Origin of the sequence: Paenisporosarcina sp. OV554 (genome assembly GCF_003058165.1) — a bacterium.
Classification (GTDB): domain Bacteria; phylum Bacillota; class Bacilli; order Bacillales_A; family Planococcaceae; genus Paenisporosarcina.
The window spans coordinates 236,650-262,390 of record NZ_QBUC01000001.1 but is presented as its reverse complement, the minus strand read 5'-3'; the positions used below and the strand labels follow the sequence as shown (position 1 = coordinate 262,390).

Annotated in this window: 25 protein-coding genes; 9 read left to right on the top strand and 16 right to left on the bottom strand. The window is 37.4% G+C overall.

The window, feature by feature from the left end; all coding sequences use genetic code 11:
* Positions 1 to 2: 2 nt before the first annotated feature.
* The 3 genes from pyc to C8K15_RS01190 all read right to left on the bottom strand — a co-directional run bounded on the left by pyc (position 3) and on the right by C8K15_RS01190 (position 4,969).
* Positions 3 to 3,443, bottom strand: coding sequence for a pyruvate carboxylase (gene pyc / locus C8K15_RS01200; protein WP_108584465.1), 3,441 nt, complete (start codon positions 3,441 to 3,443; stop codon positions 3 to 5).
* A 16-nt stretch (positions 3,444 to 3,459) separates the two neighbouring features.
* Positions 3,460 to 4,623, bottom strand: a complete 1,164-nt coding sequence (locus C8K15_RS01195) for an FtsW/RodA/SpoVE family cell cycle protein (RefSeq protein ID WP_108584464.1) — start codon at positions 4,621 to 4,623, stop codon at positions 3,460 to 3,462.
* Between the two features lie 61 nt (positions 4,624 to 4,684).
* A complete protein-coding gene (locus C8K15_RS01190; protein WP_108584462.1) occupies positions 4,685 to 4,969 on the bottom strand; it encodes an Fpa/YlaN family protein in 285 nt (94 codons plus the stop codon).
* 169 nt (positions 4,970 to 5,138) lie between these two features.
* On the opposite strand from C8K15_RS01190, the gene C8K15_RS01185 reads away from it, so the two are divergent.
* The 3 genes from C8K15_RS01185 to C8K15_RS01175 all read left to right on the top strand — a co-directional run bounded on the left by C8K15_RS01185 (position 5,139) and on the right by C8K15_RS01175 (position 6,358).
* A complete protein-coding gene (locus C8K15_RS01185) occupies positions 5,139 to 5,639 on the top strand; it encodes a hypothetical protein (protein ID WP_108584461.1) in 501 nt (166 codons plus the stop codon).
* 12 nt (positions 5,640 to 5,651) lie between these two features.
* Positions 5,652 to 5,855 carry a YlaI family protein gene (locus C8K15_RS01180; protein WP_108584459.1) on the top strand — a complete coding sequence of 68 codons (204 nt, stop codon included), beginning with the start codon at positions 5,652 to 5,654 and terminating at the stop codon, positions 5,853 to 5,855.
* A 68-nt stretch (positions 5,856 to 5,923) separates the two neighbouring features.
* Complete coding sequence (locus C8K15_RS01175; RefSeq protein WP_233260353.1) at positions 5,924 to 6,358, top strand: hypothetical protein; 435 nt, start codon at positions 5,924 to 5,926, stop codon at positions 6,356 to 6,358.
* Here C8K15_RS01175 and C8K15_RS01170 read toward each other — a convergent pair.
* Complete coding sequence (locus C8K15_RS01170; RefSeq protein ID WP_108584457.1) at positions 6,305 to 6,637, bottom strand: YlaH-like family protein; 333 nt, start codon at positions 6,635 to 6,637, stop codon at positions 6,305 to 6,307. The genes C8K15_RS01175 and C8K15_RS01170 overlap by 54 nt on opposite strands.
* Before the next feature lie 24 nt (positions 6,638 to 6,661).
* Entirely contained in the window at positions 6,662 to 8,509 is a 1,848-nt protein-coding gene (gene typA, locus C8K15_RS01165) for a translational GTPase TypA (RefSeq protein ID WP_108584456.1), read from the bottom strand.
* Between the two features lie 114 nt (positions 8,510 to 8,623).
* Here typA and C8K15_RS01160 point away from each other — a divergent pair, with 114 nt between their 5' ends.
* Complete coding sequence (locus tag C8K15_RS01160) at positions 8,624 to 8,809, top strand: DUF5325 family protein (protein WP_108584454.1); 186 nt, start codon at positions 8,624 to 8,626, stop codon at positions 8,807 to 8,809.
* Positions 8,810 to 9,282: 473 nt separating this feature from the next.
* Here the strand turns inward: C8K15_RS01160 and C8K15_RS01155 are convergent, their stop codons facing one another.
* Positions 9,283 to 10,074 (bottom strand): inositol monophosphatase family protein, encoded by a 792-nt coding sequence (locus C8K15_RS01155; RefSeq protein WP_108584453.1) that lies wholly within the window; start codon positions 10,072 to 10,074, stop codon positions 9,283 to 9,285.
* Positions 10,075 to 10,182: 108 nt separating this feature from the next.
* On the bottom strand, positions 10,183 to 10,380 hold the full coding sequence (locus C8K15_RS01150; protein WP_108584451.1) for a hypothetical protein: 198 nt from the start codon (positions 10,378 to 10,380) through the stop codon (positions 10,183 to 10,185).
* 162 nt (positions 10,381 to 10,542) lie between these two features.
* Between C8K15_RS01150 and C8K15_RS01145 the strand changes: the two genes are divergently transcribed.
* Positions 10,543 to 11,169 (top strand): YktB family protein, encoded by a 627-nt coding sequence (locus tag C8K15_RS01145; protein WP_233260347.1) that lies wholly within the window; start codon positions 10,543 to 10,545, stop codon positions 11,167 to 11,169.
* A gap of 12 nt (positions 11,170 to 11,181) precedes the next feature.
* On the opposite strand, the gene C8K15_RS01140 is transcribed toward C8K15_RS01145, so the two are convergent.
* Complete coding sequence (locus tag C8K15_RS01140) at positions 11,182 to 11,460, bottom strand: UPF0223 family protein (RefSeq protein WP_108584448.1); 279 nt, start codon at positions 11,458 to 11,460, stop codon at positions 11,182 to 11,184.
* An 18-nt stretch (positions 11,461 to 11,478) separates the two neighbouring features.
* The gene (locus C8K15_RS01135) at positions 11,479 to 12,435 is read right to left on the bottom strand and encodes an NAD(P)H-dependent flavin oxidoreductase (protein WP_108584446.1); all 957 of its coding nucleotides are present in this window, start codon (positions 12,433 to 12,435) and stop codon (positions 11,479 to 11,481) included.
* 284 nt (positions 12,436 to 12,719) lie between these two features.
* On the opposite strand from C8K15_RS01135, the gene C8K15_RS01130 reads away from it, so the two are divergent.
* Positions 12,720 to 14,189, top strand: coding sequence for an aminotransferase class I/II-fold pyridoxal phosphate-dependent enzyme (locus C8K15_RS01130; RefSeq protein WP_108584444.1), 1,470 nt, complete (start codon positions 12,720 to 12,722; stop codon positions 14,187 to 14,189).
* An 89-nt stretch (positions 14,190 to 14,278) separates the two neighbouring features.
* Here C8K15_RS01130 and C8K15_RS01125 read toward each other — a convergent pair whose 3' ends face one another.
* From C8K15_RS01125 to C8K15_RS01100, 6 genes are all read right to left on the bottom strand, one after another.
* A complete protein-coding gene (locus tag C8K15_RS01125) occupies positions 14,279 to 15,112 on the bottom strand; it encodes a polysaccharide deacetylase family protein (protein WP_108584442.1) in 834 nt (277 codons plus the stop codon).
* A gap of 798 nt (positions 15,113 to 15,910) precedes the next feature.
* Complete coding sequence (gene lpdA, locus C8K15_RS01120; RefSeq protein WP_108584441.1) at positions 15,911 to 17,323, bottom strand: dihydrolipoyl dehydrogenase; 1,413 nt, start codon at positions 17,321 to 17,323, stop codon at positions 15,911 to 15,913.
* Between the two features lie 4 nt (positions 17,324 to 17,327).
* Positions 17,328 to 18,695: a dihydrolipoamide acetyltransferase family protein gene (locus C8K15_RS01115; protein ID WP_108584439.1), complete on the bottom strand. Its 1,368-nt coding sequence runs from the start codon at positions 18,693 to 18,695 to the stop codon at positions 17,328 to 17,330.
* Between the two features lie 39 nt (positions 18,696 to 18,734).
* A complete protein-coding gene (locus C8K15_RS01110) occupies positions 18,735 to 19,712 on the bottom strand; it encodes an alpha-ketoacid dehydrogenase subunit beta (protein WP_108584438.1) in 978 nt (325 codons plus the stop codon).
* A gap of 3 nt (positions 19,713 to 19,715) precedes the next feature.
* The gene (gene pdhA / locus C8K15_RS01105) at positions 19,716 to 20,837 is read right to left on the bottom strand and encodes a pyruvate dehydrogenase (acetyl-transferring) E1 component subunit alpha (RefSeq protein ID WP_108584436.1); all 1,122 of its coding nucleotides are present in this window, start codon (positions 20,835 to 20,837) and stop codon (positions 19,716 to 19,718) included.
* Positions 20,838 to 21,093: 256 nt separating this feature from the next.
* Positions 21,094 to 21,738: a YkyA family protein gene (locus C8K15_RS01100; protein WP_108584434.1), complete on the bottom strand. Its 645-nt coding sequence runs from the start codon at positions 21,736 to 21,738 to the stop codon at positions 21,094 to 21,096.
* A 138-nt stretch (positions 21,739 to 21,876) separates the two neighbouring features.
* On the opposite strand from C8K15_RS01100, the gene def reads away from it, so the two are divergent.
* Positions 21,877 to 22,431, top strand: coding sequence for a peptide deformylase (gene def / locus C8K15_RS01095; protein WP_108584433.1), 555 nt, complete (start codon positions 21,877 to 21,879; stop codon positions 22,429 to 22,431).
* Between the two features lie 64 nt (positions 22,432 to 22,495).
* On the opposite strand, the gene C8K15_RS01090 is transcribed toward def, so the two are convergent.
* Entirely contained in the window at positions 22,496 to 23,266 is a 771-nt protein-coding gene (locus C8K15_RS01090) for a Cof-type HAD-IIB family hydrolase (protein WP_108584431.1), read from the bottom strand.
* 277 nt (positions 23,267 to 23,543) lie between these two features.
* Between C8K15_RS01090 and C8K15_RS01085 the strand changes: the two genes are divergently transcribed.
* Both C8K15_RS01085 and rnjA read left to right on the top strand, forming a co-directional pair.
* Positions 23,544 to 23,753, top strand: coding sequence for a DNA-dependent RNA polymerase subunit epsilon (locus C8K15_RS01085; RefSeq protein ID WP_108584429.1), 210 nt, complete (start codon positions 23,544 to 23,546; stop codon positions 23,751 to 23,753).
* A gap of 5 nt (positions 23,754 to 23,758) precedes the next feature.
* The gene (rnjA, locus tag C8K15_RS01080) at positions 23,759 to 25,426 is read left to right on the top strand and encodes a ribonuclease J1 (protein ID WP_108584428.1); all 1,668 of its coding nucleotides are present in this window, start codon (positions 23,759 to 23,761) and stop codon (positions 25,424 to 25,426) included.
* The last annotated feature ends 315 nt before the right edge of the window (positions 25,427 to 25,741 follow it).

Below are 25,741 nucleotides of genomic sequence, written 5' to 3'. Positions count from 1 at the left end.
TTTTATTCTTTTTCCATTTCTATTAATAAATCACCTGTTGCTATTGCAGTTCCAGCTGATACATGAATTTCTTTAATTACTCCATTAAATGGAGCTTGGACAGTTGTTTCCATCTTCATTGCTTCTGTAATTAGTAAATGGTCTCCTCGTTTAACTCGACTACCGTTAGCAATTACGACTTTCAACACAGTTCCTGGCATTGTTGCCCCAATGTGATTTGGATTCGAAATATCTGATTTCTGCTTTTGTGTGATGTCAGATTCAACAGTCATATCTTGAATCATCACTTCTCGTGGTTGCCCATTTAATTCAAAATAAATGACACGATTACCATCAGATTGTGGCTCACTGATTGATACCATTTTGATAATTAACGTCTTACCTTTTTCAATCTCTACTTCAATTTCTTCTCCTAAACGCATTCCATATAAGAAAGTTGGCGTATCCAGAACTGACACATCACCAAATTTTTTCTCCATAACTGAGTACTCGTCAAACACTTTAGGATACAGCGCGTAAGCTAATACTTCATGGCTATCAACCGGACGACCAAGTTTGTGGAAAAGCTCTTCTTTTAATTGTTCAAAATTTACAGGTTCCAACAATTCTCCTGGACGTACTGTAATCGCTTGACGATCTTTTAATATCACTTTTTGGATTTCTTCTGGGAAACCACCATAAGGTTGTCCAATATAGCCTTGGAAAAACTCAATAACTGAATCTGGGAAATCTACTGTTTTTCCGCGAGTTAACACCGTTTCTTCAGTTAAATCATTTTGGACCATAAAGAGTGCCATATCCCCTACTACTTTGGATGAAGGAGTAACTTTTACTACGTCACCAAACATAATATTAACATTTGAATACATTTCTTTAACTTCTTCGAAACGAGAAGCTAGACCGACTGCCTTTGCTTGTTGTTGCAAGTTCGAGTATTGGCCACCAGGCATTTCATGCACATATATTTCTGTATGTGGACTCATCATGCCAGATTCGAACTCTTTGTAATATTTACGTACATCTTCCCAATAATGAGATAGTTGTTCAAGTGCTTTAATGTCTGTACGTACTTCACGTTTGCTGCCCTTTAAGGCATACGTTAATGAATTTGCGCTTGGTTGTGACGTTAATCCTGCCATAGTGCCAAGAGCTGTATCCACTATGTCTATCCCAGCTTCAATCGCTTTCGCATATAAGTAGATACCGTTACCACTTGTATCATGTGTGTGTAAATGAATAGGCAGAGAAACAGTTTCCTTTAGCTCTGAAATTAATCGATACGCAGCTTCTGGTTTCAATAAGCCAGCCATATCTTTTATCGCTAAAATATGTGCTCCGGCTGATTCTAATTCTTTGGCCATTTCTTTATAGTATGCAACTGTATATTTGCCACGAGAATCATCTAATATATCACCTGTATAACAAATTGCAGCTTCTGCGATTTTACCTGATTGACGTGCTGAATCAATTGCAACTTCCATTCCTTTTATCCAGTTCAAGCTATCAAAGATTCGGAATACATCAATTCCTGCTTCTGCTGATTGTTGGATAAATTCGCGGATAACATTGTCTGGATAGTTCTTATATCCAACAGCATTTGCTCCACGAACTAACATTTGTAGTAAAACATTTGGAATCATTTGACGCATTTTCAGTAAACGGTCCCATGGATTTTCTTTCAAGAAGCGATAAGCAACATCAAATGTTGCTCCTCCCCACATTTCAAAAGAAAAGGCATCATGCATAGCTCTTGCTGACTGCTCTGCAATCTCATACATGTCATTAGATCGAACTCGAGTCGCTAGAAGTGATTGATGTGCATCACGGAATGTTGTGTCAGTTATCAACACATCTTTTTGTTCGTGAATCCACTTAACAAGTCCTTCTGCTCCCCGCTCATTCAAAATTTGTTTTGTACCATGCATGGGTGGAACAAGTAAATCAATTTGGGGTTTTCTAGGAATAGCGAAAACCGGTTTCGAAGCTTTTTCGATTCCAGGGAAACCATTGACAGTTACGTTCCCAATATAATTTAATAATTTAGTCCCTCTGTCTTTTCGAGTGGGGAACAAAAATAATTCAGGTGTTGAATCAATAAAGCTAGTGTTAAAATTCCCCGTAATAAAATTACGGTGTTTGACAACATTTTCCAAGAAAGGAATATTTGTTTTAATTCCTCGAATTCGGAACTCTTGTAGATTCCGATCCATTTTTGAAGCTGCTTCTTTAAACGTTTTGCCCCAAGTTGACACTTTGACTAACAAAGAATCATAGTAAGGCGAAATCACAGCACCTTGGAAACCATTCCCTGCGTCTAGACGAACGCCAAAGCCCCCACCAGAGCGATATACCATCAATTTCCCAGTGTCTGGCATGAATTGATTTAATGGATCTTCTGTTGTAACACGAGATTGTATAGCGAAGCCAAATAATGGAATGTCTTTTTGGGATGGCATGCCTGTTTCTTCTTCATGTAAAAATGAACCATCAGCTATATGAATTTGAGTATGGACAATATCAATTCCCGTTATCATTTCAGTAATGGTATGTTCTACTTGAATTCGAGGATTAACTTCGATGAAATAAAACTCATCTCCTGATACCAAGAATTCAACTGTCCCTGCGTTTATGTATTTTACATTGTTCATTAATTGAACCGCTGCATCACAAATACGATTTCGCAATTCCTTTGAAATTGAATTAGAAGGAGCAATTTCAACGACTTTTTGATGTCTGCGTTGAATCGAGCAATCACGTTCATATAAATGAACCAAATTACCGTGTTTATCTCCCAATATTTGAACTTCAATATGTTTAGGCTTTTCAACGAGTTTTTCCACGTATAATTCATCAGATCCAAAGGCAGCCTTTGCTTCTGAACTTGCTCGCTCAAAGGCAGATTCTACGTCATTTGCAGTAGGGACTACTCTCATCCCTCGTCCGCCACCGCCAGAGGAAGCTTTGACCATCAATGGATAGCCATTTGCGTCACCGAAAGCTTTCACTTCTTCTACGGATGAAACAGGTCCATCACTACCAGGAATTACAGGTATACCAGCTAATACAGCTTGTGTACGCGCTTTCACTTTGTCGCCGAACATATTTAAATGCTCAGAAGTAGGACCGATGAATATGATTCCTTCTTCTTCACAGCGTCTTGCAAAATCTGCGTTTTCAGAAAGAAACCCGTATCCAGGATGAATCGCATTTGCGCCACTATTTTTTGCGATTGCTAAAATTCCTTCAATATCAAGATATGCATCAATTGGTTTCTTTCCATCCCCCACTAAATACGATTCATCCGCTTTGTATCGATGAAATGAACCACTATCTTCTCTAGAGTAAATCGATACGGTAGGCAGTTTTAATTCGGTACAAGCACGGAAAATTCGAATAGCAATTTCTCCGCGGTTAGCAACTAAAATCTTGTGAATCGTTTTCATAATGTGACGACACCCCTTAGCTTCGCGTTTTTTCTAACTTTACAAACATTGAGACATTTAACAATATCCCCATTGCTAAAGATAACAAAATGACGGATGTTCCGCCATAACTAATAAAAGGCAGTGGCACTCCTGTTAACGGGATTAGGCCTAAAAGCCCACCTAAGTTGATGAATGTTTGAAAACCAATCAAACTAGCAAAACCTGCGGCTATCATTCTAGCATGAGGGTCTTGAGCTTTTAAAGCAATTGTTAATGCACGCAACACAATATATCCTAGACCACCAATAACAATTAATACACCTACAATTCCTAACTCTTCGGCTATAATTGCCATGATAAAATCCGTTTGTGGTTCTGGTAGGTATCCTTGTTTTTGAACAGATTGACCTAGACCTAAACCTTTCAAACCACCTGCGCCAATTGCTAAATATCCATTGACAACCTGGTAACCAAATCCTTGCTCATATTCAAAAGGATTTAAAAATGCCTCAAGTCGTCCTAGTCGACGTTCTGTAATGAATGTGTCCCGAAGTAAATACAGAAATGGTGTAATAATTGCAAGAGCACCAACGATGATACCACTTATCTTCACAAATGTTCGGATTTGAATTCCACTAGCAGCCATTACTGAAATTGCTGTAAAAAAGATAATCATTGCAGAACCCATGTCTACCTCACTGAGGACTAATGCAACTACTAAGACAAGTACGGTAACTGGAGGTGCAATGGATTGGTTAAAGCTATCAATCGGGCCTTTCCTTGCTTTATTTGCAAAAACTCCAGCAAAATAAAGCACCATAATTATTTTGGCAAGCTCAGAAGGTTGTATGTTCCCAAATCCAAGATTGATCCAACTTTTCGCACCACCGGCAGCATACCCGACAAAATGAACTGCTACGAGTAAAGTAAACATAACGACCAACATCGCAACCATCATTGGCTTTTTGCGATAATGTTTATAAGGGAATAATGCACCGATTATTAATGCCGGAACAGCCAAGATTAAATTCAAAACTTGCTTCTTGTAAAAGTGATCAGGCTCAAAACCGTAGCGATTTACGGACCAAACCATACTTGCACTATAAATCATTACTAATCCAAATAGACATAAGAACATGTATGTAATAAATAACGAGTAATCAAAGTGTTTTGTGTAGCGTTTCAAATATGAAATCATGGGAAACCTCGTTTTCTTTTATCTAGCAAAAAAACTCAAACACATGCTGAGTTTGAGTTTCTTACTTTTTATTTGTATAAGCATCATGCATTACTGATAATTCTTTTTCAAGTGTCGATAGAATTATCCGTCCTTCTTCACGCTCCATAAGACCTAGTTTTACGGCAAAATCAATTTCTTTAGATAAACCATACATTTGGGTATCTAAAACATCTTCGTAAAGTGGGCATTGTGGTAATGTTAAATGATCAATTTGAACCTTGATCAATTTTGCTATTTTCTCAGCATCAGCTTTTAAAAGTTCAACAGCTTTTTGCTGATACGATTGTTGTGATTTAGTATCCATGAGGACGCCCCCATTACCTAATATTGTCTTAGTAAATTGTATCTTTCTAGAGGCAAAATTGCAAGCATCGCTTCTAAAACCCAAGTTTATAAACTTAATTCTTTGTTACATATAGTCAAAGAGTTATACTAGAAGGTGAATCGTAATAAGTATTGGAGGCACCAAAAGAATGGAAAACATTATTCCGATAAAAGGCGAAGTGCAATTCCAAATAACATTGGATCCGGCTGTGTGGATTTTTGATGATCGTCGTATAGATTTAACTACATTTTTCACTGAACAACATATTGAAAAAAACGATTTGGACGACTATACAAAAAAAATGTCAGCTCATTGGTCTCGTGAAATTATGGAAGGTGCCACTTTTCCACCTACTTTAAAATCCGAGAAGAAATATGAAAAAACAAAAATGTTAACAGGCACTTTTGGTATCTATTTAAAACATTTTTTAAAAAATGCTGAACTAAAAGATAGTGCTAAAGCTGTTATTATTGAAACAACTAATGGTGAGGAACATTCGTTTACACTTGAACAAGCAAACTCTATTATCTTCAAATATAGTCAGGATGGGAAACCTTTACGTGAAGACGGGCCGGTCTATGTACTTCTTGCAGATGGCTCTAACTTAGACAATCCCATTAAACATGTGAAAGCAGTTCGAGTAGATTAGGAGGCTAATTCGATGCGTGTAAAATGTGTCATTTGTGATACTATCAATCAATTAATTGATGATTCACCTCAAGCAAAAAAACTCCGTAATCGTCCAATTCATACGTATATGTGTGATCCTTGTCATGAGCGGATTGAACAAAGAACAAACGCACGTTTAGCAACTGGGCACTTTGGATTTTATAAAAGTTCCCGCAAAATTGAAGAAGAATTCTAGTGTCAAGCCGTAATATAATCAATTCTATCTTCGTCGGAATACTTAGTGGCATAGTTTTAGGTTTACTCTTGAAATTAATTGAGTCTATCAGTCAAATTCGTGTATACACCTTATTGTTAAATGTGGATTTTATTCCTATAATCAATCAAATCGAATGGTCTGAACCTATCGAATTTCTCTTTCATATAGTCATTTCCATTTGTATTGCATTTGTATTTATTTTATTTGCAAACCAGTTAACTTTACAGAAGTCGCTTAGTAAACTCTGGTTGTTGAGTTTAATTTTTTGTTTACCTACATTAGGATTGTATTTTGTTTTGAGCTTATTAGCCGTCCAAGAAGTTCCTGCTTGGAACGATTGGCAAGCCTTTACTTTCTGGACGATTGCCCATTTAATTTATGCTTGGGTATTGGCGCTACTATATTTGAAAACACAAAAAAGAGAAGCACTAGCTTGCGCTAGCGCTTCTCTTTTTTTCATTGTGCAAACGAATTTTATATAAAATTAAAATCATCGCAGCAACTATTAATCCTTCCACAACGGGTAGGAAGAAAGCTAAAAATGTTAACATTATGCATCCTAAAAACAAAAAGAGATAAATAACGATATTTTGAGACATCTTTAACTTTTTTGCAAATCCGAGTTTATAAACTAACACTGATAGTAAGAAGATGACAAGAAACAGAGCGTATCCTGCCATCTCATAGTTTGGAAGGAAGAATTTATAAAGAAAACGCGCAGTAGGGTACATTTTGTCAAAGACAAATTGCTGTTCGTCCAAGATTCCTCAACCTTTCAATCACTCTTAGTTATTTTCAGCTGTTTTACTCTTTTTCGTAACGCGTTCACGTTCAGCTTTATCAAGCACTTTTTTACGTAAACGAATTGATTGAGGTGTAATTTCACAGTACTCATCATCATTTAAGTATTCAAGTGACTCTTCTAAAGTCATGATACGTGGTTTTTTTCTAGTTGTTGTTGCTTCTTTATTTGCAGAACGAATGTTGTTGGCTGCTTTCATTTTCGTAATATTAACTGTTAAGTCGTTATCACGTGTATGCTCTCCAACGATCATTCCTTCATAAATTTCAGAACCTGGTTCAGCGAAAATCGTACCACGATCTTCAATACCTAAAATTCCATATTCAGAAGCAGTACCTGTAGACATTGCTACAAGAACACCTTTACTACGTCCACCTACACGACCTTTTTGCATCGGTTGGTAGCTATCGAATGTGTGGTTAATGATTCCGTATCCACGTGTTAATGTCATGAAATCAGTTGTGTATCCAATTAATCCACGAGCAGGTACCATAAATACTAAACGTACTTGACCTGAACCGTTATTAACCATATCAAGCATTTCACCTTTACGTTCACCCATTGATTCAATAATTGAGCCAACATGTTCTTCAGGTACATCAACTTGTACACGTTCAACTGGCTCACAACGAACGCCATCGATAACACGAACAATAACTTCTGGTTTAGACACTTGTAATTCGAAACCTTCACGGCGCATGTTCTCAATCAAGATAGATAAATGCAATTCTCCGCGACCAGAAACTACCCATGCATCAGGAGAATCTGTAGGCTCAACACGTAATGAAACGTCTGTTTCAAGTTGAGATTGTAAACGCTCATCAATTTTACGAGATGTTACCCATTTACCTTCACGTCCAGCGAATGGACTGTTGTTCACTAGGAACGTCATTTGAAGAGTTGGCTCATCGATACGTAAAATAGGTAATGCCTCAGGATGTTCTGTTGGACAAACTGTTTCCCCAACGTTGATATCTTCCATTCCTGAAACGGCAATCAAATCACCAGCGTGAGCTTGTTGAATTTCAATACGTTTTAGACCCATAAATCCAAACATTTTTGTAACACGGAAGTTTTTCACTTTACCGTCTAATTTCATTAGAGAGACTTGTTGTCCTACTTCCATAGTTCCACGGAATACGCGACCAATACCAATACGGCCAACATAGTCATTGTAATCTAAAAGAGACACTTGGAATTGAAGTGGGTCTTCTTTGTTATCAACTGGCGCTGGAATGTGTTCAATAATTGCATCATAAATTACTTTCATGTTTTCTTCTTGATCTGCAACGTCAGATGAAAGACTTGCAGTACCATTCATACCTGATGCGAAAATTACTGGGAATTCTAATTGTTCGTCATTTGCTTCAAGTTCAATGAAAAGTTCTAGAACTTCGTCCACAACTTCTTCAGGACGTGCAAAGTCACGGTCAATTTTGTTTACAACAACGATAGGTTGCAAATTTTGTTCTAGTGCTTTTTTCAATACGAAACGAGTTTGTGGCATACAACCTTCGTATGCGTCAACTACAAGTAGAACACCGTCTACCATTTTCATAATACGTTCAACTTCTCCACCAAAGTCAGCGTGGCCAGGCGTGTCAAGAATGTTGATCTTCACATCTTTATATTGGATCGCTGTATTTTTAGCTAGGATAGTTATACCGCGCTCACGCTCGATATCACCAGAATCCATGGCACGCTCATCCACATGTTCATTTGAACGGAAAGTACCTGATTGTTTTAACATTTGGTCAACTAAAGTAGTTTTACCATGGTCAACGTGGGCAATTATTGCAATATTTCTTAGGTCTTGACGTAAATTAGTCATTGTTTCACTCCATATTCTTTTTTCGAGTCCTTAACTGTGTTATTATAGCACATGTTATATATATTTGTCTGATTTTGCATTGAAAAATTTTATTTATTAGGTGGAGGACTTTCCGTGAAAAATTTTAAATGGGTATTTGCGCTTTACTCCCTGTTGGCTTTGCTATCAATGTTCTCTATTGGGATTTCCGTTGGGTTACGTAGTATTCCAGGTATTCTTGTGAGTATTTTATTATTAATCCTCGTGATGGGATTTGGCTTTAAAACGAAAAAGAAAATGCGCGAACAAGGTTTATTATAGGAAAAAGCAAGAAATGGAGGACTTCCATTTCTTGCTTTTTATTTTAAGACTATGTTAATGAATTCTGTATATATTGAAGAACAAACACAACTACGAACCGAATCCTTAATTCCATTCACTAAGTATGACGGGTTTCCAGTTCGCTTCGGACTCTTTACCAGCTACACAATAATCTAGAAAATAAAGAGGATGCACACCCACCTCTCTTTTTGTAAATCATCCTGGGGCGGGTGTGCATCCTTCGCACCCCTGCAACCTGGAAGCACACCGTAATTTTGGTTTGGTGTATTACAGAATAAAAGGTTTCTTTAAGTAGATGGTCGGCCGAAGCGAAAGAGTACATTTTGCGCCTAGCATGCCGCAAGAGCGTGAAGTGTGAGACCCACAAGTATGTGGTTTTCATACTTGTTGGCTCATTCGGAACGTGCGGCTAGCGCAAATCTACGATAAACGACAGGATTGTTTAACAGAGCCTATTTTAGAATAATGTATTTCTCGATTAAAGTGTCATGCAGACTTTTTCGTGCCACAAGAAATGTATCTTGTCCAAGTAATTTTAAAGGTTGTCCATTCAAATTAGTTGCTACTGCGCCTACTTCTTGTGCGATCACGACACCTCCCGCAACATCCCAGGGCGATAAACGCATAGACATATAGGCATCTATTCTTCCTGTTGCGACATAGGCTAGTTCGAGAGCTGCTGATCCATACGAACGTATGCCTCTGACGTCTTTAACAAGCCTTACAAGTCCTTCATTTTCAATATAACTGTTTGGCACTACCCAACTCGCATTCATTCCAATAATAGCTTCTGAAATCGTTGTTGATTCAAGGAGAGGGATTGGCTCATCGTTTAAATATGCCCCTTGTCCTTTTTGTGCACTATATAATTCATCATGTATTACATCATATATGTAACCGAGAACCCCTATACCATCCTTATAAATACCCAACGATATGGCGAAATTTCGTTGCTGATGGATAAAATTCATTGTCCCATCGATTGGATCCAACATCCACACATACCCATCGAGGTTAGTGAGGCGATCACCGAATCCTTCTTCGCCTAAAATGAAGTGACCTTCAAAATCATGTCGAATATGTTTAATGAAAAATTGTTCAATTTCTTTATCTATATTGGTCACCAAATCATTGGCATCCGCTTTTGATTCTATAGCCAGTTTGCTTGAAAAAGACTGACGAATTTTTCTACCTGCTTCTTTAATTAATGCTTTTGCATAACGATCGAGTTTTTGAAGTTCCAATTGACTAGCCGCCTTTCCTAAATCATTAACCTTAGTATAAACAAAAAAGCACCTTATGTCAGAAATTGACCATTAGGTGCTTACGTATTAATATGTGTTTTTTTGTTTTCAATATAAGGCATGCAAGGCCTCCAACTCAGAATGAATCTCACCTAGTCTTACTTTGCTCTTCTCAATTTCACTTTGGTTTTCATGTTTAATTGCATCGAACAGAGAGGCAAGTTCATAGTCAAGCTCCAATTTTAACCCTAAGATTAATTTTTTCTCTATCTCTTGTTTGCGTACGATATGAACAACTTGTTTCATGGTCTTACACCCCTTTTCTGATTATAAATCAAAATATTCTGAATGTTTTATATACAATATGACAAGAAGTTAATTTTGTCAACTTCATTAAGACTACTTACAAGATTTTTTCCCATCTTTTGATTAAACTAAACATAGGAAATGCGAAAGGTGGAAAAAAATTTGAAAAACACGTGGGAACAAGCAGATTTTGACGTTTTCCAAATAGATGGTTTAGAACATCGTATGCACGCTTTGATTGAAAAAGTCCGACCAAAATTCGAGGAATTCGGGAATACATATGCGTCTTACTTCTCAAGTAAAACAGGAGATGAATTCTATCCTCATGTTGCGAGGCATGCGAGACGTTCTGTAAATCCCCCCAAAGATTCATGGGTTGCATTTGCCCCTTATAAACGAGGATATAAAGCCATGCCACATTTTCAAATCGGTTTATGGAAGACGCATGTGTTTATTATTTTAGCAGTTATTTATGAAGCTCCGGATAAAGTTCAAATTGCTGAAAGATTATCAAAAAAGAAAACTTTATTTAAAAAAATGCCGCAAGACTTCATTATTTCTGGAGATCACATGTCTCCTGAAGCTTATCCTCTAAGAAAAGCCCACAAAGAACTTTTACCTTCTTTATTAGAGCGGTTGCGTGATGTGAAAAAAGCAGAATTTATAGTGGGTCGACATCTTTCTAGCGAACAAGCTATTGAGCTTTCCGAAGAAGCGTTTGATATTTTTGCAGAAGAAACTTTTGAAGCGCTTCTACCAATCTATAATGTGATGGTAAATAAAAAATAAAGGAGCAAGGGATTATCTCCCTGCTCCTTTTATAATTGCTCCTTTTGTTGTCTCTTTCATTTTTTTTATGATTGGATAACAGATATAGCCGCTTTCTTTTTCGAAATCACGGAAATAGGTTTTCTCTTCTGCCATTGAAGGAACGACTTCTTTAAATCGTCGATATTTTTCCACCAAGACTTCTCGGTTAACTCCTTGTTCGTACGCATTTTCTATCGTTTCGAAAAATTGGACTACAGCGATAATTTCATTCGTCGACCAATCTTTTGAAAATGGATATGAAAAACTCATGCTTGCATCACCCTTTCGTTATCTCCATTTTACGCGGAATTTTTCTGCTTGTGAAATCATTCTTACAAAAAGTTCTTCCACGGAAGGGACATCATCTATCAAACCTGCTACTTGGCCTGCCCAACCAAAACCTTTGGACTCAAGACCTTCATATATATATTGTTTGTTTGCTTGACCGCTAATATACTCTTTCAACGCTTCATAAGTAGGTGTGGAAGCTTCAATTTCATGAATTTTATCTGTCCATGGGTTTATGAGTGCTCTTGCAGGAGCTCCAATCGTACGTTTAATAACGGTCGTTCCTGTTTCGGTGCTATCTACTAACGCTTGTTTATAAACAAAAGAAGCATGAACGCATTCTTTTGTCGCAATAAAACGCGTTCCCATTTCTATTCCTTCTGCACCAAGGGCTAAAGCAGCCATTAATCCTCGACCGTCTCCTATACCACCTGAGGCAATCACCGGAATGGACACTGCATCTACAACACGAGGCACCAGTACCATTGTTCCCACATCATCTCGACCTAAGTGGCCCCCGCCTTCTTGACCTACAACCATTACAGCATCAGCACCAAGTTCTTCTGCTTTTTGAGCTTGTCTTGTTGCAGCAACTAACACTAATTTTTTTATGTTTGTTCCTTTTAGTTGATCAAAAATTGGCGTTGGATTGCCACCCGTCATTGATACAACGGGTACATTCTCTTCAATTGCAACTTCAAGCATATGAGAAAATGGACGATCATGATCGCCGATAGCGAAGTTAACACCAAATGGTAGATTGGTCAGAGAACGTACTTTTTGTATTTCTTTACGCAATGCGTCAGGTGACTCCAAACTCATCGCGGTGATTTGTCCCAGTCCTCCAGCATTCGACACAGCAGCTGCCAAATCCGCATATGCAAGGTAAGCAAGTCCACCTTGTATAATTGGGTATTGTATATGTAATAAGTCCGTAATACGTGTTTGCCAGTTCATTTATGACACTCCTCCTATTAATATAAGTAGTTTATTCGACTCTATTGTCGAAATTCCTTTAAATATTTATGGTCATCCGCTAGTCAAAATGCTATAATTCACTTGTTTTTCATTTTAATTATTTGTTCAAAAGAAGTTTAAAAGAATCGAGTACGTGCAAAAGTGCAGTCATTGTGATTTCAATGTATCCATTGGAAACGATAGAGGCATCCTGTTTAATGTGAATTCGATTATTTTTTCAAACTGTTTGAACTATCTTTTGAGAAAGTTGAGGTGGTACGACATTGTCACAGTTAGAAACTCCATTATTTGATGTCTTGCTTAAACATCGCAATAGACATCCTATTCAATTTCATATTCCCGGTCATAAAAAAGGAAATGGTGTCGATCCAGCTTTTCGTGAATTCGTTGGCGATAATATTCTTTCCATTGATTTAATTAATATTGCTCCACTTGATGATTTGCATTCACCAAAAGGTGCTATAAAAAAAGCACAAGAGCTAGCCGCAGAAGTTTTTGGAGCAGACTTCACATTTTTCTCTGTTCAAGGGACAAGCGGTGCTATTATGACTATGATTTTAAGTGTTTGTGGACCAGGAGACAAAATTTTGGTGCCACGTAATGTTCATAAATCCATCATGTCTGCGATTGTATTTGCAGGTGCTACACCAGTCTTTATACATCCAGAAGTCGATTCAGAACTGGGAATTTCACATGGAATTTCTCCAGAGTCTGTGGAAAAGGCTCTTGAAGCTCATCCTGATGCTAAAGCAGTGCTTGTGATTAATCCTACTTATTTCGGTATTGCAGCAGATTTAAAACGTATTGTTGATATTTCACATACTCGAGGAATCCCCGTATTAGTGGATGAAGCCCACGGTGTTCATATTCATTTCCATGAATCATTACCTATTTCGGCGATGGAGGCTGGAGCAGATATGGCAGCGACTTCCGTACACAAACTTGGTGGCTCAATGACTCAAAGTTCTGTTTTAAATGTGCGTGAAGGGTTAGTATCTTCTAAACGTGTTCAATCAATATTATCTATGCTAACAACAACTTCCACATCCTATCCAATCTTAGCTTCACTTGATACTGCGAGACGACAATTGGCTATTCATGGTCATGACTTATTATCAACGACGATTCGGTTAGCGAAAGATGCTCGTAAACGTATCAATCAAATTCCGAACTTACGCTGTGTAGGCAATGAGATATTACGGACGTCAGCAACTTATGATATAGATCCTACCAAGCTATTGATAAGCGTTAAAAACTTAGGTATTACCGGACACCAAGCTGAAGAATGGCTGCGTGAAAAAGCTAATATTGAAGTGGAATTATCAGATCTATATAATATTTTGTGTATCGTGACGATTGCAGACTCTAAAAAAGAATTAACCTTGCTAGTAAATGCTCTTCAACGTATGGCAAAAGATTTCGAATCAGAAGTTACGGTTATTGAACCTTTTGTAACTATGCCTGATATTCCACGTTTAGCGATGACTCCTCGTGATGCTTTTTATGCTACGACAGAAGTTGTACCGTTTGCAGAATCAGTTGGCCGTATTTCAGCTGAATTTATCATGGTCTACCCACCAGGGATTCCGATTTTCATTCCTGGAGAAATCATTACTGAAGATAATATTGCATATATCCATATGAATATTGAAGCAGGATTACCGGTTCAAGGACCAGAAGATGATGAGTTAAAGTTGATACGAGTAATAAAAGAACATAAAGCTTTCTATTAAGCATTTAAATGAAAAAGGCTGAGTCTCCTGATAAGGGAAATCTCAGCCTTTTTAGTAAAAAGAAATATGGTGTGGTATTTGGTTTACGATTATTCCGCAGTTACACCTTGTATCGTGGCCGGGTCAATCATTTCGTACCCTTTGCCACGCAAACCTTCAACAATTCCTTTTAGAGCGGCAGCGGTCCAAACACGATCGTGCATTAAAAGATTCGCACCGTTCGTCAAAAACTCGCTGTTGACCATGATGCCAGTTAAAGCTTTAGCATCTTGATATTCAGATACCCAGTCATAGCCGTATGTCCAATTCATTAATAACATTCCTTGTTCTTTCACTAGTGCTTTGCTGAAATCAGTATTTGATCCGAATGGCGCACGGAAGTATTTTGGTTTCTCTCCGATTATCGCTTCAACCTTTTCTGAAACTTGCATAATTTCAGCACGCTGTTGTTCCTCAGTAAGGTCTTTTAAATTTGCATGTGTTTGTGTATGGTTTCCGATAGCAAAGCCCATGGCGTGAATTTCTTTCAAAACAGCTTTTTCTTCATCCGTATCTAAGAAATGACCATTTACAAAAAAGATAGCGGGTGCATTCAATTCTTTCAATGTTTTCGCCATTTCTAACGACCGCTTGTCTGGCGCGTCATCAATTGTTAACAATACAACTTTAGATGGTGCATCGGCGATTGGTTTAAATGCCCAATTAGCTTCATTTAACTTATACAGAGGCTTGGTTGTAACTTCTTCCATTGGCTCTTCTTCTACAACATCTGTGACTAGTTCTTCGTTTGTTTCTTCATTTTCAATTTTTTCATCAACTTCTTCTTGCGCAGGTGCTGATGCAGGAGTCTTTGTTTCTTCTTTCCCACACGCTGCCAACATAAGTGCTAATAAAGTCAATGTCATCAATTTTGTGTACTTCATATGTATCACCGTATCCCTTTCCAAGGTATATTTTAGCATAATTTCTACAAATCTTACGACCACCGTATTAACAATGTAGTAATAATATAGGGCTGATTTTCAATTGAATTCTTGTGATGTTTTGTAAAACATTCAGTGCTGAAACATCATTCAAAATAGGTGAGTATCAAGTGAAACCATGATTGTTTTCACTAAGGAAGATAGGTTTCAAGTCGCTTCGCATGCTTGACCTGCTGCACCTTGGTCTTAAGAAAAGCGAGGCGGGCTTGTGACTTCGCTTCCTTGCTACCTGTACTCTCACAGTGAAAATCGTTTGGTTTACAAAAGAATCGTCTCTGTCTTCATGAAGATATTCGGCCGAAGATGATATTTCAGCCTCTATCTACTTATTTTATTTTCAAGATTTGAGTGAACACTTCTTTATAGAAAAGCGAGGGTTAGCTATCATCAACACTCTCCAAAATAAAGTAATGCGGTAGCCGCCGAAGATTGTAGGGGAGCGACGAAAGCATCCAAGCCTCAAGATTATGACAAAGTCACGTCCCCCATACTTGTTCATTAGGTAAGATACAGCACGGTGCTTTCCAAAGCTCCCCAAAAACCTAAGTGTTCAAGTAATTTAAAAGGTCCTATCTCTAGTAGTCACATCAATGGGTACCAAATCATTATAAGGTTAAGACTCGGTCAACAAGATGCTTTTAAAGATTTCCTCATCCTAAGATTTAAAAGCTATTTATATAATAAAAATTCGCACTAAAAAACCGTACAGGAAACCCTGTACGGCTGTAGAGATTAATTTTATTTTGAAAGGATATGAATTGGATGACCCATTACAACTTCAGCAGCTTCCATTGAGATTTCTCCCAATGTAGGATGCGCGTGAATTGTCATGGCAATGTCTTCTACAGTCATTCCTGATTCAATCGCTAAACCAAGTTCAGCAATCATATCAGAAGCTCCTTGACCGACGATTTGAGCACCAAGTAGTAAACCATCAGATTTACGTGAAACAAGCTTCACGAAACCATCAGTAGCGTTTAATGCTAATGCACGACCGTTTGCTCCGAATGGGAATTTCCCAGCCGTAACTTCAAAGCCTTCTTTTTTAGCTTGCTCTTCGTTTAATCCAACTGTAGCAAGTTCTGGATCTGTGAAACAAACAGCAGGAATAGCTAAATAATCTACTATAGATGTCTGTCCTGCAATTACTTCAGCTGCTACTTTACCTTCATAAGAAGCTTTATGAGCAAGTTGAAGTCCTGCAACCACGTCACCAATTGCAAAAATATTTTCGATGTTAGTACGAACTTGTTTGTCGACTTCGATCAAACCACGTTCGCCCATTTTAATACCAATTTCTTCAAGACCCATCTCGTCTGTGTTTGGACGACGACCAACTGTTACTAATACATAATCCGCTTCGACTTTCTTCTCTTCGCCGCCTGCTTCAAATGTAACAACAACGCCTGTTTCTGTTTCTTCAACGCCTTTAGCAACTGCTTTAGTGACAATTTCCACGCCTTTTTTCTTCAAGCCTTTTTTGACAATAGTTGTCATTTGCTTTTCAAAACCAGCTAAGATATCGTTTCCGCCTTCAACAATTGTTACTTGTGAGCCCAGGTTTGCATAAGCTGTACCTAGTTCAGTTCCGATATAACCGCCGCCAATAACGACTAGTTTTCCTGGAATTTCAGTTAGATTCAATGCACCTGTAGAGCTCAATACACGTTTAGAAAACTTGAAAGAAGGAATTTCTACTGGTCGAGAACCAGTTGCGATAATTGCATGTTTAAACTTATATGTTTGTGATGATTTTTCGTCCATTACACGAACTGTGTTTGCGTCTACAAAGTAAGCTTCACCGCGGACGACTTCCACTTTATTACCTTTTAGTAAACCTTCAACTCCACCCGTTAATTTCTTAACGACACTGTCTTTGAACGCTTGTGCTTTTGAAAAGTCGATTTTTACATCAGATGCTGTAATTCCCATATCATCTGAGTGTTTTGCATGGTCGAAACGGTGACCAACTGAAATTAAAGCTTTTGATGGAATACAACCAACGTTTAAACAAACTCCACCAATATGTTCTTTTTCAACGATTGTTACTTTTTGGCCAGTTTGTGCTGCACGAATTGCTGCAACATATCCGCCAGGGCCTGAGCCAATTACGAGCGTATCTGTTTCAATTGGAAAATCTCCTACTACCATGATTTTACGCCTCCATTAATAAAAGTTCTGGATTGCTAAGCAAACGCTTAATGTTATTTAATGCGTGCTGAGCAGTCGCACCGTCGATCATTCGATGATCAAAGCTCAAAGATAATGCTAACACAGGAGCCGCTACAATTTCACCATTTTTTATGACAGGTTTCTCTGCAATACGACCAATTCCTAGTATTGCAACCTCTGGATGGTTAATTACTGGTGTGAACCACTGTCCGCCAGCTGAACCAATATTCGTGATTGAACATGATGCACCCTTCATTTCAGACGGTGATAGTTTGCCATCACGTGCTTTTCCACCTAGTGTATTAATTTCATCTGAAATCGCAAATACTGATTTGCGGTCTGCGTGTTTGATAACTGGTACTAATAAACCTTTTTCTGTATCTGCAGCAATTCCGATGTTGAAATAATGTTTTTGAATGATTTCACCCGCTTCATCGTCAAGAGAACGATTAAAGTCTGGGAATTCACGAAGTGTATTCACTAATGCTTTTACCACATATGGTAAATACGTTAACTTAATATTTTTTTCAAGTGCTAATTCTTTGAATTTCTTACGATGAGCAACCAGTTCTGTCACATCTACTTCATCCATCAACGTTACGTGTGGAGCAGTATGTTTTGAATGAACCATCGCTTTAGCTATAGCTTTACGAATACCAGACATTTTCTCGCGAGTTTCTGGGAATTCTCCTTCTAAAGCGGGAGCTGCAGGTTTTGTTGCTTTATTCACTTTTTCTACAGATGATGAAATTTCTTCATTTGTTACAACTTCTTCTTGACTAGTTGTTTCAGAGGCTTGTCCACCATCCATGAATGATTCTATGTCTGTTTTCATCACACGACCATTTTTGCCTGAACCATTTACTTGAGAAATTTCTACCTTATTGTCACGCGCAAATTTACGAACCGATGGCATCGCAATAACACGACCGTTTGGATCTTGCTCGCCCTTTGGCTCAGCTTCTGTTTTTGGAGCTGCTTTAGTTGCCTCTACTGATTCATTCTCAGGAGCTTGCTCTTTAGCAACAGGTGTTGCTTCTTTTTCTACTGGGTGACCTGCTTCAGCTTTCGGCTCATCTTCGTGATCACCTTTAAACTTAAGGTCTTCATAGCCTGGTGCATCAATACGGATCAATACTTGACCTACTGTTGCAACAATACCTTCCTCAACGACTACTTCTTCTACTTTCCCTGCTACTGGAGAAGGAATTTCAACGACAGCTTTATCGTTTTGAACTTCACATAAAATATCATCTTCACCAATGGTATCGCCAGCGTTGACGAACCATTTTACGATTTCACCCTCGTGTATACCTTCACCGATATCCGGTAATCGAAATTCAAATGCCACAAAATTCACCCTTTCTGTTGTGAGCGTTATTAGAATATTTTAGAATGTTAATACTTTTTTAGCTGTAACAATAATATCTTTTGCATTAGGTAACCAAACTGTTTCTGCTTGAGAGAATGGGAATATTGTATCCGGTGCAAACACACGCAAAACAGGTGCTTCTAAGCTTAAAATTGCGCGTTCGTTAATTTCAGCTACAACATTTGCAGCAATACCCGCTTGTTTTTGTGCTTCTTGAACAACAACAACACGACCAGTTTTTTCAACTGATGCAATGATTGTTTCAATATCCAATGGTTGAATGGTACGTAAATCAATTACTTCAACCGAGTAATTTTCTTTTTCAAGTTCTTCTGCTGCTTTCAAGCTTTCATGAACCATTGCACCGTAAGCTATAATTGTTAAATCTTTACCTTCACGTTTCACTTCAGCTTTGCCTAGAGGAATTGTGTACTCTTCTTCCGGTACTTCTTGGCGGAATGAACGATATAATTTCATATGCTCCAAGAAGATAACTGGGTCATTATCACGAATTGAAGAAATTAATAACCCTTTTGCATCATATGGAGAAGATGGAATTACAACTTTCAATCCTGGTTGAGCTGCCATTAATCCTTCTAAACTGTCTGCATGCATTTCTGGTGTATGAACGCCGCCACCAAAAGGAGAACGAATGGTAACTGGTGCACTGTATTTACCACCACTACGGAAACGCATACGCGCTAATTGACCACTAATCGAATCCATTACTTCATATACGAAACCAAAGAATTGTATTTCAGGAACTGGACGGAAACCTTCTAAAGATAAACCTACTGCTAAACCACCGATACCTGATTCTGCAAGTGGTGTATCGAATACACGATCTTCCCCAAATTCTTTTTGTAAACCTTCAGTTGCACGGAAAACTCCACCGTTATTTCCAACGTCTTCACCGAAGACGAGGACGTTTTCATCATTCTTAAGCTCTGTACGGAGTGCATCCGTAATTGCTTGAATCATCGTCATTTGTGCCATCGGTTACTTCGACTCCTTCTCTTTGTAAAGTTCATATTGTTCTTTTAAGTTATATGGCATTTCAGTATTTGGATCGTACATAATTTCCATTAAATCTGTCACTTTTTGTTTCGGAGCAGCATCTGCTATTTTAATCGCAGCTTTAATTTCTTCTTTAGCTTTTTCAATTACTTCATTTTCTTTTTCTTCATTCCAAAGTCCTTTTGCTTCTAAATAAGCACGGAAACGCACCAATGGATCTTTCTTTTCCCACTCAGAATCAGTATCTGATGTACGGTAGCGAGTTGGATCGTCCCCAGCCATTGTGTGTGGTCCATAGCGGTAACATAATGTTTCAATTAATGTTGGTCCTTCACCATTTACAGCGCGCTCACGTGCATCACGCGTCGCCACGTAAACTGCTAACGGATCCATCCCATCAACTAATATACTTGGTATACCAGCAGCAATACCTTTTTGTGCAATAGTCTTTGCAGCTGTTTGCAATTCACGTGGAGTCGAGATTGCATATTGGTTATTTTGAACGATGAAGATTGCAGGAGAACGGAACGCACCCGCGAAGTTAATTCCTTCATAGAAATCACCTTGAGAAGAACCACCGTCGCCTGTATATGTAATGGCAACTGATTTTTTTCCGCGTTTTTGCATACCAAGTGCTACTCCAGCAGCTTGGATGAATTGAGCACCAATAATAATTTGTGGTGGTAATACTTTCACATCTTCAGGAATTTGATTACCCATGAAGTGGCCACGTGAAAATAAGAATGCTTGTGATAATGGTAGACCGTGCCAAATCAATTGTGGTACATCGCGGTATCCTGGAAGAATAAAATCTTCTTTTTCAAGTGCGAAGTGAGAAGCCAATTGAGAAGCTTCTTGACCAGCAGTAGGTGCATAGAACCCTAAACGACCTTGTCTGTTTAAAGAAATTGAACGTTGGTCAAGAATTCGTGTATACACCATACGACTCATTAACTCTGTTAATTCATCATCTGATAATTTGGGATCTGCTTCTTTGTTAACGATTTCGCCTTCTTCGTTTAAAATCTGAAGCATTTCAAATTTTTCTTCGATCGCTTGTAGTACTTCTACTGGACCTACTTGCTTAGCATTTTTTGCTGCCATGTTAACACCTCTCCTTATATATCTGTATTAAAAATTCATGAAAATTCAAGTGATACAATGTTCATTCTTTCCTAGTATACTCAACTTTAAATTTTGGGTCAATCAATGGTAACTCTAGTTATATAACAACTTGTTATTTTTTATGTATTCAAACAATAGTATTCTGTACTAGTACAAAAAAATCTCTGTATTATAAAATATAAGAACATTACAACCGCCTCTATCACACAAAAAACGACCTCACATTGAGATCGTTTTACTTCTCTTCATCTAAAGAATCATACACAGACGATTTCGTTGCGTTAACTTTTTTTGTAGCTTCGTTAAACGCATTAATTGCGGATTGCACAACATCATTTTGTTTATTGACGTTTAATACTTGTTCTTGAAGTTGAGCTTGCTCCGTTTTCTCATCTGCTAACATATCATAAAGCTTGATTTGTAGGTCTGTTAATTTTTGATACTCACTACTTACCACTGCATGAGCTTCATAGCGAGTTTCAAGTAAAGACTTTAAATTGTTTAAGGCAGTTTTCACTTCTTTATCTTTAGTGTCATCCACTATTGCTTCAAATGACGATAACGACTCTTGTGCATTTTTTATTGACTCATTTTCTTCTTTAAGTAATGTTAATCTCTCGTATAACGAAGCTTTTAATTCTTCTACTTTTAAAGTCACTTCGGCTTTTTGTTCTTGTGTCAATTTCATGGTTGCATTAAAAGTGCTTTGTTCTTTTTTTTCTAATTCAGCTAACTTTTCCTGTGCGTCACGGTACCCTTGTTCCTCTTCATACACTTTTGCTAATGTTTCTGATAACATTTCATCATTAGGCGCTCCTATAGAGCATGCAGAAAGTAAAAGAGAAGTGGAAAGAAATGTCCCAATTACAATTTTTTTCATTTGAAAACCTCCTAAATCATTTACTACTATAGACCTTAAAGGAAGAAATTTCAACATTCTAAAGTTCCTCTTTTTGTTGCACGAACGTCAACCTTCGTTATACTAATTAGAGAATCAAAGTTGGAAAGGAAGACCAAAATGTTTGAACTGAAAGATATTATTCGCGAAGGACATCCAACTTTGCGACAAAAAGCTGTAGAAGTAGATTTTCCATTATCTATTGAAAATGCAAAATTAGCACAAGACTTACTTGAATATGTTAAAAATAGTCAAGATCCCGAAATGATCGAACGCTACGATTTGCGTCCTGGAATTGGGATTGCTGCACCTCAAGTAAATGTTTCAAAGCGAATGTTTGCACTCCATTTAACAGATGATGAAGCCAAATTAAGTTTAGTTGCAATAAATCCCAAAATAATTAGTCACTCAGTTGAAAAAACCTACATCTCTGTAGGTGAAGGTTGTTTATCTGTTGATCGAGTTATCGAAGGATATGTTCCTAGATATGCGCGAATCACAGCAAAAGGCTTTTATCCAGATGGAAGTGAATTTAAACTTCGCTTAAAAGGATTAGCTGCTATCGCTTTTCAACATGAAATTGATCATTTAAACGGTATCATGTTCTATGATCATATCGATAAAAAAAATCCATTCGCAGAAATTCCAGATGCAGTACCATATGAAAGAAACTAAAAAAAAGGTTCCCAATTGAATGACTGGGAACCTTTTTTTAATATCATCTATTTTAGAAAACCTCTTAAATAAGATTTAAATACCTTAATGCGTTTACTAAACCATCTTCATCAACATGACTTGTAACGTAATCGGCTCTCTTAAGGGCTTCTTCATGACCATTCCCCATTGAAACTCCGAAACCTGCAGTTTCCAACATTTCGATGTCGTTTAATCCGTCACCGAACGCAATCGTATCCTTTAAGTCAATGTTGTATTTTTCACTTACAAAATGAATGCCGTTTGCTTTTGAAGTACCCTTAGGCAATATGTCCACTGACACACGATGCCATCTAACAAATTTTAACTGTGAGAAAGTTTTATGATACGAATTCTCTTCTTCTATAGAACAAAAAACCAATGCTTGAAAAATTGGTTGATTAAGATAAAAATCTTCTTCGTATTGTGGATGTGGTAATTTTAGTGTCTCAATACTTTCTTCAATATGAGGGTGATGTTCAATAGAAGAAATCATTTTTTCAGCATTCATATATACCAAAGGATGATTATTTCGTTCGGCAAATTCTGAAACTAATTGAAGCTGCTCTTTATCAATTTCATTATTATAAATAACTTCATTTTTATAAACTACATATTGACCATTAAAACAAATATACGAATCTATTTCTAATTCTTTCAAAACCTCTTGAATCATAAATGGGGCACGTCCTGTAGCAATAAAAACTTCATGACCATTTCTTTTTGTTTCAAAAATGGCTTCTTTCGCTTTAGCCGGTAATTGTTTATTGGAATCATAGAGTGTGCCATCTATATCAAAAAATAAAAATTTCTTCATAATATTCACCCTTTCTCTCTAGTAAGAATTGTACTAAAGACAAGTAGTCTTTACAAAAAGCGAAATATTCTGTATAATATAAATGAGGAGTGATTTGCCATGTTAAAACGTCTAAAAAGGAAAATTTTAAGACGACTAGGCGGCATACTCGGGAAAAAAACAATTGCATAATTTTTTGCCCTACTATTTATAGTAGGGCTTTTCTTTATTTTAAAAGAAGCACGTGATAATATAGAGAGAGTGAAATTATTTTGAACGTGAAAAAGGAGACCAAAATATGATTTACAAAGTATATTACCAAGAGAACGTGCTTGAAGTGCCAGTTCGCGAAAACACAAAAAGCCTTTATATTGAAGCGTCATCTGAACGTGAAGTTCGTTACGCACTAAAGGATCGCAAATATAATATTGAATTTGTTCAGCTTCTTGAAGGTAATCATTTATCTTATGAGCAAGCTAGCGAAAACTTTAAAGTGGAGAAAAAATAAAACTTATGAAATTTGTTAAGAATGATCAGACAGCGGTATTCGCTCTCGGCGGACTGGGCGAAATCGGTAAAAACACATATGGAGTTCAATTCCAAGATGAAATTATTTTAATTGATGCAGGTATTAAATTCCCTGAAGATGACTTACTCGGGATTGATTACGTTATTCCTGATTACTCGTATCTTGTGAAAAATGTGGACAAGATTAAAGGTCTATTTATTACACATGGTCACGAAGATCATATCGGTGGTATTCCTTACTTGCTTAAACAATTAAACGTACCAATTTACGGGGGCAAACTAGCTCTTGGACTACTAAGAAATAAACTTGAAGAACATGGTTTATTACGTACGACAAAAATGCACGTAATTACTGAAGATGAAGTTATTAAATTCCGTAAAACATCGGTTAGCTTCTATAGAACAACTCATAGTATTCCAGATGCATTTGGTGTAGTCGTTAAAACACCACCCGGAAATATTGTTCATACAGGTGATTTCAAATTTGATTTCACTCCTGTTGGTGAACCAGCTAACATAACAAAAATGGCTGAAATCGGTCGCGATGGCGTGTTATGTCTATTATCTGATAGTACAAATGCAGAAGTTCCTGAATTCACAATGTCTGAACGAAAAGTTGGAGAAAGTTTATCGGAGATTTTCCGTAAAGTGGATGGTCGTATTATTTTCGCAACCTTCTCTTCTAATATTTATCGATTACAACAAGTTGTGGAAGCAGCTATTCATCACGGCCGTAAAATTGCTGTCTTTGGTAGAAGCATGGACAATGCCATTACAATTGGACGTGAATTAGGTTATATCAATGCACCTAAAGAGACTTTTGTTGACACACAAACATTAAATCGTCTTCCGGCAAATGAAGTAATGATTTTATGTACGGGTAGTCAAGGTGAACCAATGGCTGCACTTTCTCGTTTAGCTAATGGTACACATCGTCAAATTCAAATCCAACCAGCGGATACGGTTATTTTCTCTTCTTCGCCGATTCCTGGAAATCGTAGTAGTATAAACCGTACAATCAATTTATTATTCCGTGCCGGAGCAGATGTTATTCATGGTTCATTGAATAATGTTCATACTTCCGGTCATGGTTCTCAACAAGAGCAAAAATTGATGTTACGCTTAATGAAACCAAAATTCTTTATGCCGATTCATGGTGAATATCGTATGTTGAAAATACATACAGAATTAGCTGTGGATTGTGATGTTGAACCAGAAAACACATTCATTATGGATAATGGTGATGTTTTAGCTCTTAGCCAAAATGAAGCAGCAGTAGCTGGTCGTATCCCTTCTGGAGATGTTTACATTGATGGCAGCGGAATCGGTGATGTTGGTAATATCGTCTTACGTGATCGTCGAATTCTATCTGAAGAAGGTTTAGTCATTGTTGTTGTGACAACAGACCAAGAACGTCAAAAGATAGTTTCTGGACCTGACATCATTTCTCGCGGATTCGTTTACATGCGTGAATCAGGAGCTATGATTAATGAAGCTCAGCACATGTTAAATCGTCATCTCCAAAAAACGATTCAATCAAAAGCAACTCCATGGTCAGAATTAAAAAATGAAATTACTGATGTATTAGGACCTTATCTATACGAAAAAACAAAACGTCGTCCAATGATTTTACCAATCATCATGGAAGTATAATAAATAGCAAAAGCTGTGCAGATATCACATTTTGTGATACTCTGCACAGCTTTTTTGTCTAATGGCAAAGTCCAGCTTGCACTACCGCTGACCCCAAGTTTTAAAAAATTAAGTTCGCTACTCTTATATAGATTAATATTCAAAATCAGGTGAAACTATTTAAACACGGTCGACACTAGAATGGTCTTAGTACATACGTCTTGAAAGCATTAGCCAAGCATAGATATAAAAGCTAGCTAATGTATAAATATATGAATAAAAACACTACCGCTATTCGGTAGTGTTTTTATTTGGCGCTATTTCCCAGGAAATGGT

Coding starts and splice junctions, on each gene's coding strand:
- pyc (WP_108584465.1), bottom strand. CDS start 3,443: ATGAAAACGATTCACAAGATTTTAGTTGCTAACCGCGGAGAAATTGCT.
- C8K15_RS01195 (WP_108584464.1), bottom strand. CDS start 4,623: ATGATTTCATATTTGAAACGCTACACAAAACACTTTGATTACTCGTTA.
- C8K15_RS01190 (WP_108584462.1), bottom strand. CDS start 4,969: ATGGATACTAAATCACAACAATCGTATCAGCAAAAAGCTGTTGAACTT.
- C8K15_RS01185 (WP_108584461.1), top strand. CDS start 5,139: ATGGAAAACATTATTCCGATAAAAGGCGAAGTGCAATTCCAAATAACA.
- C8K15_RS01180 (WP_108584459.1), top strand. CDS start 5,652: ATGCGTGTAAAATGTGTCATTTGTGATACTATCAATCAATTAATTGAT.
- typA (WP_108584456.1), bottom strand. CDS start 8,509: ATGACTAATTTACGTCAAGACCTAAGAAATATTGCAATAATTGCCCAC.
- C8K15_RS01150 (WP_108584451.1), bottom strand. CDS start 10,380: ATGAAACAAGTTGTTCATATCGTACGCAAACAAGAGATAGAGAAAAAA.
- C8K15_RS01140 (WP_108584448.1), bottom strand. CDS start 11,460: ATGAGTTTTTCATATCCATTTTCAAAAGATTGGTCGACGAATGAAATT.
- C8K15_RS01135 (WP_108584446.1), bottom strand. CDS start 12,435: ATGAACTGGCAAACACGTATTACGGACTTATTACATATACAATACCCA.
- C8K15_RS01125 (WP_108584442.1), bottom strand. CDS start 15,112: ATGAAGTACACAAAATTGATGACATTGACTTTATTAGCACTTATGTTG.
- lpdA (WP_108584441.1), bottom strand. CDS start 17,323: ATGGTAGTAGGAGATTTTCCAATTGAAACAGATACGCTCGTAATTGGC.
- C8K15_RS01110 (WP_108584438.1), bottom strand. CDS start 19,712: ATGGCACAAATGACGATGATTCAAGCAATTACGGATGCACTCCGTACA.
- pdhA (WP_108584436.1), bottom strand. CDS start 20,837: ATGGCAGCAAAAAATGCTAAGCAAGTAGGTCCAGTAGAAGTACTACAA.
- C8K15_RS01100 (WP_108584434.1), bottom strand. CDS start 21,738: ATGAAAAAAATTGTAATTGGGACATTTCTTTCCACTTCTCTTTTACTT.
- def (WP_108584433.1), top strand. CDS start 21,877: ATGTTTGAACTGAAAGATATTATTCGCGAAGGACATCCAACTTTGCGA.
- C8K15_RS01090 (WP_108584431.1), bottom strand. CDS start 23,266: ATGAAGAAATTTTTATTTTTTGATATAGATGGCACACTCTATGATTCC.
- C8K15_RS01085 (WP_108584429.1), top strand. CDS start 23,544: ATGATTTACAAAGTATATTACCAAGAGAACGTGCTTGAAGTGCCAGTT.
- rnjA (WP_108584428.1), top strand. CDS start 23,759: ATGAAATTTGTTAAGAATGATCAGACAGCGGTATTCGCTCTCGGCGGA.